Source organism: Bacillus cereus group sp. MYBK195-1, assembly GCF_051916605.1.
Lineage (GTDB): Bacteria > Bacillota > Bacilli > Bacillales > Bacillaceae_G > Bacillus_A > Bacillus_A cereus.
The window spans coordinates 1,620,800-1,636,109 of record NZ_JBQAGZ010000001.1 but is presented as its reverse complement, the minus strand read 5'-3'; the positions used below and the strand labels follow the sequence as shown (position 1 = coordinate 1,636,109).

The window sequence follows — 15,310 nt, the reverse complement described above, 5'->3', positions numbered from 1 at the left end:
TACATATTAAAAAAATGCTAAAGCCTTAATTATAGCAAGCTGTTAAAATGAGCATCTATCAATTTTTTAAAACAATTATAAGATAAACCATATTAAGCAGTTTGTCAATTTCTTTATCAGTTTTTTAAGAGTTATTAGAATTACGATTTATTATACCTAAATAACTTCAAGTTTTTAATTATTAGCCTGTTAATAAAGTGCAAAACTTGTAGGTTTCTTAATCCTTCCACTAACCTTAAGGTATTTTTAAAATTTCTCCTCAAGATTATGAAGCAATTTAAAAATCATTACTCGTTCGCCTGTACGGGAGCTTATATCCGTATGAAAGCTCTTCACTTTCTCTCCAGTTAATTCTAGTATAATCTCTTTCAGATCATCAATTCCAGATTCAACTAGCTCCGAACGATTCTTCTTTATCGTTAGCATCCCGTCTTTTGTTTCGCAAACACTATATTCAGCCGGCGTTAAAACACCTTGTAAATTTACGATAATCATATCCCGTAATATATCTGTCTTAACGGATATAGACCCGCGTCCTAGGTAGTCCTTTTCCCAGTGAGTAATTGCTTTGCTTATCTCTGATTCAATAGAGCCTTTTGAGCTTTTCATCTATGTATCCTCCTTCAATAAAATAAATTTACAATAACAATATAATAATCCGGATTGATTTTATTTTCAATTATTGAGAAGAATTTATTGGGATTGTTGTATGGTATCCTTTCATATCATAGCGATTTTTTATATTACAATATAGATTTTTTTGATCATTCCCAACAAGATACTCTTACTATAAAGGCTCTGTTGCATAGATTTCTAAAAAGGACATTCCGGAGAAAATAAGGAAACTCTTGTGACATAATACATAAACGAAAGAGTCGATTTCTTTATAAAATAGGAAATCGACTTTTGCTTAATTATTGATTTAGTAATAAAAACACCTTTTAAAATAACTATGTTTATACTATAGACGTTGATCTTTTTGGAAATTTAGTCGAAAATGATCTGCATCATTGTAAACACCAAATTCATATCCATTTTCCTTATAGAATTTAATGATTTCCGGAAGTGCTTGTAATGTTTGCGCCTTTTCATGCATTAAAACAACTTCTACTTCTTCTGTTGTTTGTTTCTTTACATTTTCGATAATCTGAGTTGGATTATCTTTTAATTTCCAATCATTTGAGTCTATTGTCCAATCCCAAACTTTTATTGCTGCTTCTACAATTTGATTACGAATTTCCTCACCCTTTAATCCTGGTGCAGATCCATATGGTGGACGGACTAGTTTAGGAGTTGTACCCGTAATATTATGGATAAGAGCTAACGTTTCTTTCATTTCCGGTACAAATTGTCCCTTTTTGTATAGTTTATCACTATTATGTGTCATACTATGTGCACCAATATAATGTCCTTCTTTTACCGCTCGTTTTACGTTTTCCTGAAAACCTGTATTTTGTAAATTACTACCTTGCATAAAAAATGTCGAAGCAACATTTTGCTCTTTTAGTACATCTAAAAATTTTCCAGTTAATTCGCTAGGACCGTCATCGAATGTTAAATACACAACCTTTCCTACCGGTTTTCCATCAGGTCTTTTCTGTTTTGCCGGTGGTGTTTCTTTTTTCTTTTCTTGTTGTTGCGTATTAACTTGTTTAATACTTTCATTAGCTACTCCCTTCGCTGGGGTAGAGTTCCATTTCCCAATTAAAAAGAATGTGAAAAAGGTCGTTGCTAAAACAACTCCTAAAGATATGATTGCCTTCGTTACTACACTTGTTTTTTTCTTACTTTTCGATTCTTTCATGATTTTCCGATCCTTTCCCTATTAATTTTCATTATTTATAAGGCTGAGCCTTTATTCGACTGAATCATTCGTTTCAACCGGTGTTTACAATAAATAGATTAATAGAGAGAGGTAAAGATAAAATGCAGATAGTGTCGAAATCAGTTAAAGAATAAGGTTAAGTTAATTCTTAAATTTGAAAACTGGATATACACCCAAAATAAAAAATACTATTCTTTCTAATTAAGATTTAGAAAGAATAGTATTTTTCTATTTACCTATTTTATTACATCGTAAAATAATTAATAATGCCATCCACAATACCTTGTTGCGATTTTGCTTGGAATTCTTCTGAATTCATTCTTTTTTCATCACTCGCATTAGATGTAAACCCTAATTCAATTAAGATAGCCGGAGAAGGATTTTCTCGTAAGACAAGAAAATCACTTCCATGAATGCCTCTATCACGGCTGTCTATATTTTGATCAAAAATAGCTTCTTGTACGTTCTTAGCTAACTTTTTATCTTTCCTTTTATTAGATCCAAAATGAGTTGTTATTCCTTTTACATTTGTATCCTCAAAAGCATCATGATGAATGCTAATATAAAGATCCGCCGCATGGTCTTTCGCTACTTTGACACGTGCTTGTAATTCTTCCTTTTGCTTTGTTTCTGGAAGTAAGCTCGTATCTTTTTCACGTGTTAATATAACTTTTGCATCCGTTCTTTCTTCTAATTCTTTCTTTATATTTTGTGCTACTTTTAAATTAAGCTCTTTTTCAATCGTTCCTAATTCCTTTCCTTTCGTCCCTCTATCTCCTCCACCATGCCCTGGATCAATTACAATAGTTTTTCCTTTTAATCGTAAATCCTCTTTTGATATGTTTTTGTGCCCTTTAGCATGTATGAAACTAACGCCTGTACCCATTATTATTATAATAAGCAAAAGCAATATCGCTCTTTTTTTCATTTTAACAATCTCCTTATCAACTTTTCATTCTCTTTCTAATGAAAATAGTAATGAATGCTGATAAAGATAAAATGCAGATAATGTCGATTTTGTTTAAAAATAATAAAAACGTGTAGAAAAAATTCTACACGTTTTTATGTAAATAGAAATAAAATAATACTCCATCTTCTGTATTTGAAACACCATATTCCGCATCATGTAGCTCTAATATATTTTTTGAAATAGCAAGTCCCAATCCTGTTCCACCTTTTGAACGTTGACGAGACGTATCCCCTCGATAGAAACGATCCCATATTTTCTCTAAATGTTCTGGCGCGATATGAGCCCCTTTATTTTCTACACATACTTTTACACGTTCATTCTCTTCTATTGTAGAAATAATAATATTCTCCTGTTCTGGTGTGTAACGAATCGCATTTGTAATAAAGTTCGTTATAACTTGTTCTATGCGATGCTGGTTTGCAACAACTTCAATTTTAGAAAGTTGTTTATGAACATGTAATTGCTTAGCTGTTATATCCGAGGTTAATTGCTCACATATGTAATCGATCATTTCATCAATATGGAAAACATCCATTTCCATTTTATATGTACCAGATTCGAATTTCGCTAACTCCAGCATATCAATAATGAGCATATCCATTTTATCTACTTCTTTTGACATTGCTTTAAAGTAATACTCCTTTTTATTACTAGCAACACCATCCTCTAAAATTGAAATACAGCTCTTCATAATACTTAAAGGTGTTTTTAACTCATGTGAAACACCAGCGATAAATTCTTTACGTGTATTCTCTAATTGCTTTTCTTTTTCTATATCTTGCTGCAATTGATGAATATACGAATGCAAAGCTTTAGAAAGTGTATTAATATTTTGTGATAAATCACCTATTTCATCCTTTGTAGTAATAGGTATCGTCTCAGAGAAATCTAAACCCGCGATTTTTTTTGTAGTATCATTTATTTGTAATAATGGCTTGGCGATTTTTTTTGAGTAATAGAACGATATCAAAACAATTAAAATCAATACAAAAATAATTAAATATACATAATAATCCTTTATCATTTGTACCGCTTCATCAACTGGTTGCAATGATGTCATAGCAAATATATAGTTTGTCTTACCCCCCGCGTCTTTTGTTGGCTTGATTAAAACTTTATATTTAATATCATTTTCTTCGTAATCCATTATTTCTGTAGAAGTAACATCATTAAATTTTTGATTCAATAATAAATCAACCTGAAATTTTTTTATTCTATCTATAAGCACACGATTTCCATATATAAAGTTCGTTCCTACAGTCCCCTCCGGTAATTGCACGTTTTGAATGCTTCCCGCTAAATATAATTGTGAACTTTCTTTTGAAGATACGGCTTTTGGCCCATACAACCTTTCTGACAGTTGCTTGTTCTCTAGCCCAACATTCTTCTCTTTTATTGTTAACATCGCAGGGACTACTATATCCCCCTTCTGTACTCCGTCGATAATAATATGACTCCCTTGTTCTAAACTATATTTCATCCTCTGTATATCTTCTAAATTGATAAAACTATACAACGGTATGTGAATGGAACGTTCAGAAAATATCTTATTTTCGTTTGGGTCTAATTGAATTTCTATAGAAAAATCATTTGCATATTTTATATTACCTACACTATCTAACGTTGTAATCCATGTCGCATTCTCTTGATAGAAATTTTGTTCTAATTCTTGAATTACTTTCGCATCATCTCCAGCTTTTATATATGCTTTTTCAAAGGATTGAATATTTGTTTTAATATCATTAACTTTTCGATTTGCGTAGTATTGCTTAAAAAATATAGTTTGTCCAATAAAAATAGTTACTAAAATAAGTGTGCATAATGCTGTTGTTAACATAAATAACTTTAATACAATTCCTTTTTTCATACTTGTCCCTCAAATTTATAACCAGCTCGTACAACCGTTACAATACAAGCTGCTTTTTGTCCTAATTTATGACGCAAATTACGAATATGACTATTAACAGTGCGATCATCCCCAGCGAATTCATAACCCCAAATTTTATTGATTAGTTGTTCTCTCGAAATTACAATTCCTTGATTTCGCATGAGATACGTTACTATTTCAAATTCTGTATGAGTCAAATTTATGTCTTCCCCATCTATAGTTACTGTACGAGAAGGAAAATGTACATGGATACCACTACTCGTTAATGTGTCTTCAGCTGGTACATTAACAGCTGAAGAATATCGGCTTTCCATTAATCGTTTTGCTCTTGCTAATAAAATAGGAGGACTATACGGCTTTGTAACATAATCATCTGCTCCTAGTTCAAATCCAAGTAAAGTATCATCTTCATCCACCCGAGCCGTTAGCATAATAATAGGTACATTAGATTTCTTCCGAATTCGCCGACAAACCGTCCAACCATCTAATTCCGGTAACATAATATCTAAAATAATTAAATGCACCTCATGCTCTTCAAATATAGATAACGCTTCTTTCCCATCAATCGCCTCTAAGACGTTATACCCTTCGTTTAATAAGTAATCTTTCATAATTTCACGTAAAATATCTTCATCTTCTACAATTAATATTGTTCTTTGCATCTTTTATTTTCTCCACGATTTATTTTATTGTAAGGAAGAAATAGTTCATTTTATATGTTAACCAATTAGAAATCTTTCACTATTTCCGTCACTACTACATTCAACATAATTATATCAAGATAATAGCATGACGGTATAAAGATAAAATGCAGAGATAGCCTTACTATTGAAATGCTATTATAATTTTGTAATTGGAATCAATTTGAATCAAATAAAAAACCAAAAGAAATACTATGATATCGCGACTTAAACTAAATAATATAGCGTATATCAAAAATGAGTTTCCTGAATACTTTCGAAATGGAACAGTAAAAAAACAGTCTCAGTACATCAAAGTTGATTTAGAACACATTATGAATACCTTAAAACATGGACAGGTGTGAATTTAGGGTAATATCATATTTCCCATTCAAATATGATAGAATAGAAGTATATCCAAAACGGAGGAATAACAAATGAACTCAAACACAAAACAGTTTATTTATGATATCCAGCAACGAAAGAACAATTATATAGAAAATGCTTTAATAGCAATACAACACCCTAAAAAAGAGCAATCTGAACAGGTCATTCAAAATATAGTAGAGAAGATGGATATGATGATTAGTCTAGTTACTACGTACATGAGGATTGAATCTGGATCTACGGAAGAATTAAAAGAACTTCAGAAAGAAATTATCCATGCTCAAGCATATATTCAAAAACGAAAATTTGAAGAAACACAGAGATAAAACCCTGTGTTTTTATTTGATTTATAACGCTAATCTGTTATAAATCAAATTACATGTAATTTGATTATTGTTTTGGCATAATCCATACAATTTGTTGAATGCGTACAATATATGGCACCGTATCTTCAATGAGCAAATGATCTGGTTTCACATCCTTTAATTTCCCTCTTATATTTCCTCTTACAGTTTCAATAACCACATGTTTACCAATTACTGATTGTAATGTCTGATATACATAGGGATTAGGCACACTTACCATATTTTGTTTACTAAAGTCATTTCCCTCCAAATAACTCATTCTATAAGACTCCTTTCTAACTTGCATTCTTTCTACTAATATATGATATAAATCTTATAAATATGCTAGAAGGATAATTCATTATATGGACGGAAATAACATTTTAATAGGGTACGGTTTCTATTTCTACATTGCTAAAAAATTATTTATATAAAGTTACTTTTACTAGTTAATAGGAGATGATAAAGGGATATTTTGAATATACATCTAGGTTGTTCCTTTCTGGTTATGTATCATTTTAAATACGCCCTTTATTAGAATAGTGCTCATACTTTTTTTGAGATTCTTTCGTAATACGTGCGTTAAGTAAAATTGCTAACAATAAAAATACTCCATATTTTCCCCCTGTAGCTCCTATGATAATCACACTACTACAAACAAGTACAATTAATAGGATAAACGAAACTAAATAAATACGATCATAATTCTTTGACATCTTCTCGTATTTTATGCGTTTTTTCCTTGCATCCATTTTAATTCCTCCTTTAGATGATCCATTTCACTCTCAGATAAATCTCGCCCTAAAAAAAGAAACAATCTATCGTTTTAAATAATTAGTTTGTTTTTTTATCAACTAATTTATATAACGTAAAAAGAAATCCTACCAATATTAAGCTTTCCACCATGATAATTTCCATCCTCTCCTTCCTTTTAACCCCAACACATCAGATAAAAGTTATTTATATCCCATATTGGCTGCAACAAACAAAAAGGATCCCCCTTCTCTTAAAGGCCGATCCTTTTCTCCTTGTATGCAACTATTTTTACCTATTCTTGATTAATTAGAATAATAGCTGGTCCATCTACACGAATTCCACCAACTTCGATTTTTTCATAAGACTCAACTGTAATAGAGATGATCCCTTCTCGCTTCTTTAATTCATTACTTAATTCTTTTGTTAACATTTTTTTCATGTGTGTACTCCTTCTTACTGCTTAATTTACTATTGGTATGTAAATAAAATTTAAATTGGTTTCCTGGTCTGGAAACCAATTTTTTGTAGTTGACCATATGGTGTTACCAGTTCGTTTATCAATTTTACGTAAAGAAGATAAACAATTACTATTCACCGTCTCAGTAGATATAAGGCACTCTTACAGATAGTGGTGAGATTGATTGTTTTTTCTTCTAGAAATAATGACTTAGATAGTATATTACCTAAAACAATGAAAGCCCTACCTCTCTTTCATCCTTACGGCTCCTTGTCCGTGCCAGTGTGAATCAGGATTGTAAAAATCAAGTGACTATTTAATCGAGTTATTTGATGAAACTTCAAACGTTCGTAAAAGAAATTTAAAAATAAAAATGGATTAGATTGAAGTAATAACAAAAGAGGTATCTACTCTAAAAGTGAGTTGAAGAAATTGAATATCTTTGAAATACTTTCCTTTTAATAATCAACATATACCCAGAAAATTCAGGATATTTCCGAGGGATGTTATACAGTATTTATAATAAACCTTAACAGAAACTTTTTATTTGTTTTTCAGTGATTCCTTTAATTAATTCTAGCTCACTGACCAAAAATTTATATGCATCATCCAACAATTTTTTTTCGCTTGTATTCAGTGCTTTTTCTTTCTTCATACGCATTAAATCACGTACAACTTCAGCACCTTCTTGTATTTCACCCGTTTTTATTTTGTCCGTGTTCACTTTATGCCTTTGTTTCCACGGCAGTAATTTACATGATTCTTCATGCTGAAAAATGTGTATAATGTGTTTTAATGCAAGTATATCAGTAACTGGCCGTATATTCGAATTCAATATTTTACCCGTAGGAATCATGACTTGCATCTTACTGATTGACATTTTTATTACATAATACTGTTGTTTTTCCCCTGAGAATTCTTTTTCTTCTATGGCTTCAATTATACCTGCTCCGTGCATTGGATAAACAATGTTATCGCCAATTTGAAACATATAACCCACCTCCATATGTGGTAACCCTCTCAAGCTTAACACATACGTTATTTTTTATCAAATATTTAATAATATCATGAGTTTATTTTTGGTGTCAATTACTTTTTTCAGAAGTTAAATTAAGGAAAACAGCCTCAAAATAATAGAGAGCGTTCTAGATTTCAAATAAAAGAAAAGGGAATTCCCACGCGTATATTCTGAAATCTCTACTCATTAACGTAGATCAGTTTTTCCTTGAAAACGGCCAAATCGATCCCGTATTTTTTTCAATCTTATATGATACTCCAAAATCTCAATTCTTGCTTTTTCTGCTAGAGGGGCAATTGGTCGTAAGTCTTTTAACCCCCAATACTCAACCACTACATCAAGTACTTGATCAAAATATTGTAGTGGCCCATAGTTTGCTTCTTTTGCAATCACAGCCATTCTATTTTCAAAATCAGGCATGACGGCACCTGGCATTTTAAAATTCCTAATCACATTGGCAATATAGTAGCAATAATTTGGTTCCAATTCTAAATGTGTTCGAATAACGTCTCGATAAAACGCATAATGAAGTGTTTCATCTTTTGCAAGACGGCGTAATAATGTAGCAAGATCTGGATCATGCTTACTTGCCACCTTAGCTACATTATTGTAAAACACCATTGTTGCAAGTTCTTGTAGCGTCGTATATGTCATGGCTTCGATTGGTGTATGAAAATCAGGCTCAAATCCACACTCAACGACTGATTTTCTTAATTCATGTATACGTTTAGGGTTTACACTTCGAGTGAGTAGTAAATATGTCTCTAATAAATTCGAATGTTGATCCTCTTCTGAGGTCCAAGTATGAATAAAGTCTGTAATAACAGAAAGGGAACCTTTAAAAGTCGCAGATAAATACGTTGTAAACCATGGTAAATTCACTTCTGTTAATAAAGCTGTTTCAATGGCCGTAATTACACCAGAAGGGAGAGTAACTTGACTTTCATCCCAAGGAACTCGTTTAAAGTCCATTCCCTTATCCCATGGTAAAAACTCATGATAACCCCAGTCTATCTTCTGCGCTCTTATTTTATGTTGTTCATACAGTTCTTTTAAACGTGTTTCTAATCGGAAATCTAAATCATTTGTTAGCATATAAGTGCCCCCTTTTCTTATCATGAATATTCAGTTTATTTTTATCCTTAAAAATTTTCTACAAATAAATATTACTTTCCTTTTTTTAAATCAAACATAACAAACTTGTAACAAAACTCTTTAAGAGCGCTATATTTTCATAAGATTTTTTTATCAAAAGAGGGAACGTTATAGCTATTTTCTTTTTTATAAAATAGATAATGAGGCATACAATATGTTAGTTAGTCAAAATAAAAAACTAACCTCAGTAAATACAGAATAACATTCATGGATAAAGATACTCGTCATGTTGTAAATTTTGGTGAGTGTAAAAAAGTGCATGCCTATAAAGAATCGTTTTATAATAAAGATTGATAGTGTTTTATGTACACTATCAATTTATTTAGACGTAAGATTATAATCCAATATATTAGATTAAGCGCTTGAAAAAAATACAGTTGATGAGATAGCCTTAAACGACAATTCCCAACAAGCTTAATGTACATTGGCTATGATGAGTTAGACCAAATTTTGTGAAACAGTATACAACAAAAAGGGAAGAGGCGATAAACATGCAGTCAACAGAAGCGCATATGAAGGAAAAACAACGTAGAGAAAAAATAGAAATTATATTTAGTCACAGGGTAAAAGGAGAGAATTTTTTTCACGGTTCTTCCTATCAATGGAAAAACATTGTATATCAAAATTATAATAGAATACAACAAAAAGAGTTGGAAATTGAACAACTCATTTCGAAAATGGAAAAAGAAGGGATCCGTTTTACGCAGCACCGTTCACTCATACACTATCCCGTCATTGATTTCGTAAAATATATAGCTAAGATTTATAAGGAGCCCCTCGAAATAAAATAATCCTATTTATAAAAGGTTTATTTCCAGGGATTTTTTTAACTTAAAACCAGAGGTACCGCCACATCGCCAGCAACCTAAGAAAAGCAAATACCCTAAACATTTTTTGTTTAGGGTATTTGTATATACTTCCAAATATTAAATCGATAAGCATGGATGATGTCCCCAGATATGAGTATCTAAAGTATTTGAATAAGAAACTTTAATCCGTTCGTTATAGTTATTTACATCATGATATAATTATATTTATCTTATTAAAAATGAGTCTATCTTAAGAACTGAAAATAGCTACTAAAAAATATGGTTGCTAATTTTATTTCGATCTTCCTTGCACCCAATTAGCAATATCATTTATAACATACTCAGGAATATTAGCAGGACTATAATATTCATCCGGTTTACTTAATTCCCCATCTCCTTCTGTAAAGAAGTGATTTAATTTTGGATATAGTCGATAATCAATGTTATCTCGCTCTTTTAATTGTTCTTTCCAAAGAGGAATTTCGATTTTGGATTGAACTTGATAGTCTCTTTCTCCTTGCATAATCAATAACGGTGTCTGTTGTTTTTTTGACATTTCTGCTGCTTTAATTTTGCGAATAGAATCCCAAAATACTGGTGATCCTAAATAAAAATCTTTTGGAGGATTCTGACTAGAGAAATTAGGGTTGTTTAATAATTCAAATTGCGATTTGTAAAATTGATATTCTTCTAGGTTTATTGCTCCAATAGACAAACGATACTTCAATTGGTCTAAAGCAGCATCTTGAATTGTACGGGCCGCTCCTCCCATCACAATTGCCCCCGCAATATTTTGATTTTGATCTTTTTCAATTATCCTTGGAATCACCATCCCACCTTGACTATGACCAAGAATATAAATTTGTTTTTTATCTATCATAGGTTCATTTTGAAGAAAATGAGTCACAAGAAGAGCATCATCTGTTGTCTCTTTATCAACTGTATAAAAAGGACTAAGTTCTGTTTTCAATCCATGTTCATAGGTTCGTTTATTATAGCGAAGGACAGCAATTCCTTTCGAGGCAAGACCTTCAGCTAAATCACGAAATGGTTTTAAAGCATACGCAGTTGAATCCTGATCGGCTGCTCCACCTCCGTGAACAAGAATAACCGCTGGGAAAGGACCCTTTCCTTTTGGAACAGACAATGTTCCTGGTAATGGAAATGCACCACTTCCAACTACTACTTCTTTATCAACAAATGATTCAGGCTTACTATACGATGGCCGATTTACAACAGGACTAAACGGCATACTGAGTTGAAAATCATCTATTTTACCAGATGGATCCAGTTTCATTAGTAAAGGTACAGTAATTTGTTCAAAAACTAATTGAATCTCTACATTTGTATGGACGGAATTTATCTCTTTTTGTGAAACCTTCCCGATTTCTATAAAAGAACCCGCTTGTAATTGCGTAGGGATTTCTTTCCAATAGTTCTTCAGCCATTTTTCGGATATTACTTTCTGTAATGACCGAGAAGTTAAATCAAATGCAGATTTATAATCTTCATTATGCATATAACGGATAAATGAAAGAGCATTAGGTATAAATGGATTTTTATCGTCAATATTGTCTATTTTTCTTATATTTGTGTTTGTTTCCTTTAATGTCGATTTAAATTGGTGGCTGAACGGATTTTTATATGTATTGGGATATAGATTTGATTTCAATACATCCTTATTCTGCCCCTCAAACATGCTTGGAGTACCCTCGAAATTTTTAGGTGAAATTCCTTCCTCCGCATAGGAAACTGAAGGAATTGTTGTTGCACAAAGTGCACTAACAAGTAATAACTTCTTCCCTATTTTTTTCTTCGTGCTCATATTTATTAATTCTCCTTTTAAGATTAATAATTTCTAATTAATCGAAAATAAGTGCCCCAACAAATACAAGTATGCTCATTATAGTGACGAATGGAATACTGGTGTATTTTTGAGAAACCCAATATGTTTATAAAAAAATGATGGATTGGATAATAAATAGTATAGAAAGGTCCTACCATTCTCATAGGATAGTAGGGCTTTTGTATACATAGAGACACCCAAAGGTGTCTCTATGCTATTTAAACCATCATATTGTACTAATTATTGAATTGCATTAACACCTTACTATTTATGAACAAATTTAATGGTTTTTGGATTTACCTTTGCGTTTATAACCTTGACCTTTACGGAATAACTACCTTCTTCTAAATATTTTATAGGAACTGAGAATTTTTGAAGATTCGAGTGATGAAGAATATTGGCACTTGCTACATGTGATAAATCACCTCGTAAATTATAAAACTCAAATACTACATAGCTTCTTTTTCCTTCGTTAGATGAGCTTAAATCAGCACTCCCAATAATAGTGTTGTAATATGGGGAATATTTTATTGGATTTCCATTACCAAGCCAAAACTCACTTTCATTAACGGATAATTTTTCAGTGTTAATTTGGGCAGAAACTGTATTCTGATCAGGACTATAAAATGCACCAAAGACTAGAAAACCTATACTCATTACAGGAATAAGAATTCTTTTTTTCATTTTAACTACTCCTTTAATTATATTTTTAACAAACAAATAATACAAATTAATTACTTAAATGTAAATATATAGAATACAATTGGAATATTAATCTATAAAATTTTATTTTTCTTTCCCCAAGCCTTTTTGGTTAGAGCGCTAGAGCGTCGTTCGGAAACACAATCCCTCATATTAAACATTTTAAATTTACGAACAAAAAGAAATACCCATTAATATTAAGCTAAGAATTTAAGAGTAATATCATTCGTGGAATTTCTCTTTGTAAAGGAAATGCTTAAAATACAAATAAAACATCGTTTCCATGTCGTATTGTTTTATTGAAGTCTATCCTGAATTGTATCTAGTTCAATGTGATAGTAAATTCTGAGTTCGGTGCGCCAGCAAATACAACCGTTCCCTTCTCCGGTAGTTTCACTATGTTATTGCCGCTCACAACGGTAAAATTGATGCATACTTCATTCTCATCATACACCGAGAATGAACTCCCTGATGGCAAATCCACCGTCATTGTTTTCCCTGCTGCCTCTTGCGGGATCGTAAACCATTTCGCATGCCCATTTGCTTGCAGTGTAACCTTTGATAATTGACCTGCATCAAGCGATTTCACGTTGGATTCACTGACGTATAAAAAACTGGCCATCTTCATGTATTCATTACCGTCCTCTATATAGAAATGTGCTTCCTTCGTATCACGCCCATTCATCACGGGAATCTGAATTTGATGCGTCGCCGTATTGGGACCTGTAATTTTTTTGCCGTCCCAATATCCATCTTTGAGCGTAATTTGTGTGTTAAGAGGTATTAGTTGTCCTAGATAGTTCATAGAATTAAATTTTTCGTTAACGAGGTAGAATTTGCCGCCCTCGCGCTTCGCCCATGCAGCAGCTGTTTTCTTCGGTAACACATTGTTTTCTAATTTCTGAGCTAAATAGTGAGTCAGCACATTTTGCCCCAATCCCGGTGATAATTCATATGTGCTCTCTCTTAAATAAACTTTTCCATTCTTCTCAGTGACGAAGTTAAGCTTGGAAGTACCCTTTTCATTTATAAAGCTTCCATCCGCCGTATATACATATTTTTCTTCTGGTTTAGTTGGTAAAAACAGTTCTCCCTTCTTCGTAATTTCTATTTTGAAATGGCTGTAGCTATTTCCATAAAATCCTGCTTTTTTTACCACGTCTTGAGGCACTTTAGCCTTGATTGGCTTGCCGAAAGATTTATCTGGTTTTATATCCTTAATTGTCCCTTTCTCTTTAAGCCTGGCTAGCAGTAATTTGTTTGCCAACAGTTGATTAGTCATGCTGGAGCCGCCGGAGGACAATACAGCTGCTGCCAGCTTCTGTTCTGGAAGCACGACCAATGACGCATGTTGCAGGACCGTGTCGCCACCCTTAGACAAAGCTTTTATCCCATATCTATCAAATGGGTATAGTTTCACACTATCCCAGCCAAGGCCATAGTTGAACACATTATCTCCATCCTCTGGCCACATTCCTTTTTTATATTCCTCTTGTTCCATCTCCTTGATTGCTTTATTAGAAAGGATTTCTTTTCCCTGTCCCATAAATAATTGCGAGAATCGCACCACATCTTCTGCAGTAGAAGAGATTCCTCCCGTACCAATCACATTCACCATTTCAATGGGAAGCTGTCCTTGGTACTTCGGAGAATAAAGTCCAGCCCGCTTTTCGTCCCTCCATTTGTCCTGAGGTGTTTGCGTATGCTCTAGTTTTAATGGCTTTGTAAACTTTTGATGTAGAAATTCAGTCAAACTCATCCTACTTACTTTTTCTACCAAAATCTCAGCCAGTGTAAAGCCGTCGTTACAATATACCGAGAATGCGCCAGGGTCCGCCTTCAAGCTTTGACTGGATAGTTGCCGCAACAACATATCATGGGCATAAGTATCATTATCTTTAAATAAAAATGCATTATTGAACGTCATACCTTGCAAACCCGAAGAGTGATTCAATAGCATACGTGGTGTAATGCGCTTGTATCGATTATCTTTCATTTTGAACTCAGGAATATAGCGGGCAACAGGAGCATCCAAATCAACTTTTCCTTCGTCTACTAGTTTCATAACAGCCGCAGCTGTATATACTTTACTAGTTGAACCAATCCCGTATAGAGTATCTTTGGTTAATGGCTGTTTCCCTTCTATATCGTTCTTTCCTGTCTGACCCGACAAAATCAGTTTACCATTATCAATTACCGCATACTGCACGCTAGTCGTCTCATAGGACTTCGTAAGCAGTGCAGCGTTCTCTGCAGCAATCTTTTCTAATTCTTTACTAGCAACTTCTTGGCTAGCTACAATCGGATCCTTACTGCTAGAAAACGCTATCGCTCCTGTTGGTAGGGTCATCGTTAGAGCCAAGGTAGCGGCTAACATCCCAAATTGTTTATTTTCCATAAGAGAACTACCTCCTTAGATAAATGATTGATTTCATTCCTTATTTGTTCAACTACAAACATCTCATAAATTACC

At 32.8% G+C, this 15,310-nt stretch carries 15 protein-coding genes; 2 read left to right on the top strand and 13 right to left on the bottom strand.

The window, feature by feature from the left end:
- Nucleotides 1-246 precede the first annotated feature (246 nt).
- The 5 genes from ACTFRY_RS08555 to ACTFRY_RS08535 form a co-directional block, all read right to left on the bottom strand.
- Entirely contained in the window at nucleotides 247-609 is a 363-nt protein-coding gene (locus ACTFRY_RS08555; protein ID WP_000842548.1) for a DUF2294 domain-containing protein, read from the bottom strand.
- A 352-nt stretch (nucleotides 610-961) separates the two neighbouring features.
- Entirely contained in the window at nucleotides 962-1,804 is an 843-nt protein-coding gene (locus ACTFRY_RS08550) for a polysaccharide deacetylase family protein (protein ID WP_000665062.1), read from the bottom strand.
- A gap of 265 nt (nucleotides 1,805-2,069) precedes the next feature.
- Nucleotides 2,070-2,753, bottom strand: a complete 684-nt coding sequence (locus ACTFRY_RS08545; RefSeq protein ID WP_098616812.1) for an N-acetylmuramoyl-L-alanine amidase family protein — start codon at nucleotides 2,751-2,753, stop codon at nucleotides 2,070-2,072.
- A 124-nt stretch (nucleotides 2,754-2,877) separates the two neighbouring features.
- A complete protein-coding gene (locus tag ACTFRY_RS08540; protein ID WP_098616813.1) occupies nucleotides 2,878-4,662 on the bottom strand; it encodes a sensor histidine kinase in 1,785 nt (594 codons plus the stop codon).
- Nucleotides 4,659-5,345, bottom strand: coding sequence for a response regulator transcription factor (locus ACTFRY_RS08535; protein WP_001189871.1), 687 nt, complete (start codon nucleotides 5,343-5,345; stop codon nucleotides 4,659-4,661). The genes ACTFRY_RS08540 and ACTFRY_RS08535 overlap by 4 nt, the downstream gene beginning before the upstream one ends.
- A 455-nt stretch (nucleotides 5,346-5,800) precedes the next feature.
- On the opposite strand from ACTFRY_RS08535, the gene ACTFRY_RS08530 reads away from it, so the two are divergent.
- Complete coding sequence (locus tag ACTFRY_RS08530; RefSeq protein ID WP_001087712.1) at nucleotides 5,801-6,076, top strand: hypothetical protein; 276 nt, start codon at nucleotides 5,801-5,803, stop codon at nucleotides 6,074-6,076.
- Nucleotides 6,077-6,140: 64 nt separating this feature from the next.
- Here the strand turns inward: ACTFRY_RS08530 and ACTFRY_RS08525 are convergent, their stop codons facing one another.
- The 5 genes from ACTFRY_RS08525 to ACTFRY_RS08505 all read right to left on the bottom strand — a co-directional run bounded on the left by ACTFRY_RS08525 (nucleotide 6,141) and on the right by ACTFRY_RS08505 (nucleotide 9,420).
- Nucleotides 6,141-6,374 carry a YuzF family protein gene (locus ACTFRY_RS08525; protein WP_000120818.1) on the bottom strand — a complete coding sequence of 78 codons (234 nt, stop codon included), beginning with the start codon at nucleotides 6,372-6,374 and terminating at the stop codon, nucleotides 6,141-6,143.
- 238 nt (nucleotides 6,375-6,612) lie between these two features.
- Nucleotides 6,613-6,846, bottom strand: a complete 234-nt coding sequence (locus ACTFRY_RS08520) for a hypothetical protein (RefSeq protein ID WP_000340044.1) — start codon at nucleotides 6,844-6,846, stop codon at nucleotides 6,613-6,615.
- 296 nt (nucleotides 6,847-7,142) lie between these two features.
- A complete protein-coding gene (locus tag ACTFRY_RS08515; RefSeq protein ID WP_000738548.1) occupies nucleotides 7,143-7,289 on the bottom strand; it encodes a BC1881 family protein in 147 nt (48 codons plus the stop codon).
- Between the two features lie 547 nt (nucleotides 7,290-7,836).
- Complete coding sequence (locus tag ACTFRY_RS08510) at nucleotides 7,837-8,298, bottom strand: CarD family transcriptional regulator (RefSeq protein ID WP_000486292.1); 462 nt, start codon at nucleotides 8,296-8,298, stop codon at nucleotides 7,837-7,839.
- Between the two features lie 213 nt (nucleotides 8,299-8,511).
- On the bottom strand, nucleotides 8,512-9,420 hold the full coding sequence (locus tag ACTFRY_RS08505; protein WP_098616814.1) for an acyl-ACP desaturase: 909 nt from the start codon (nucleotides 9,418-9,420) through the stop codon (nucleotides 8,512-8,514).
- 551 nt (nucleotides 9,421-9,971) lie between these two features.
- On the opposite strand from ACTFRY_RS08505, the gene ACTFRY_RS08500 reads away from it, so the two are divergent.
- Nucleotides 9,972-10,271 carry a hypothetical protein gene (locus ACTFRY_RS08500; protein ID WP_001191994.1) on the top strand — a complete coding sequence of 100 codons (300 nt, stop codon included), beginning with the start codon at nucleotides 9,972-9,974 and terminating at the stop codon, nucleotides 10,269-10,271.
- A gap of 310 nt (nucleotides 10,272-10,581) precedes the next feature.
- On the opposite strand, the gene ACTFRY_RS08495 is transcribed toward ACTFRY_RS08500, so the two are convergent.
- The 3 genes from ACTFRY_RS08495 to ACTFRY_RS08485 form a co-directional block, all read right to left on the bottom strand.
- Nucleotides 10,582-12,114 (bottom strand): alpha/beta hydrolase, encoded by a 1,533-nt coding sequence (locus tag ACTFRY_RS08495; protein ID WP_000104852.1) that lies wholly within the window; start codon nucleotides 12,112-12,114, stop codon nucleotides 10,582-10,584.
- A gap of 285 nt (nucleotides 12,115-12,399) precedes the next feature.
- Nucleotides 12,400-12,819, bottom strand: coding sequence for a hypothetical protein (locus tag ACTFRY_RS08490; protein WP_061663746.1), 420 nt, complete (start codon nucleotides 12,817-12,819; stop codon nucleotides 12,400-12,402).
- A 340-nt stretch (nucleotides 12,820-13,159) separates the two neighbouring features.
- Nucleotides 13,160-15,235, bottom strand: coding sequence for a serine hydrolase domain-containing protein (locus tag ACTFRY_RS08485; protein WP_098616815.1), 2,076 nt, complete (start codon nucleotides 15,233-15,235; stop codon nucleotides 13,160-13,162).
- Between the last annotated feature and the right edge of the window lie 75 nt (nucleotides 15,236-15,310).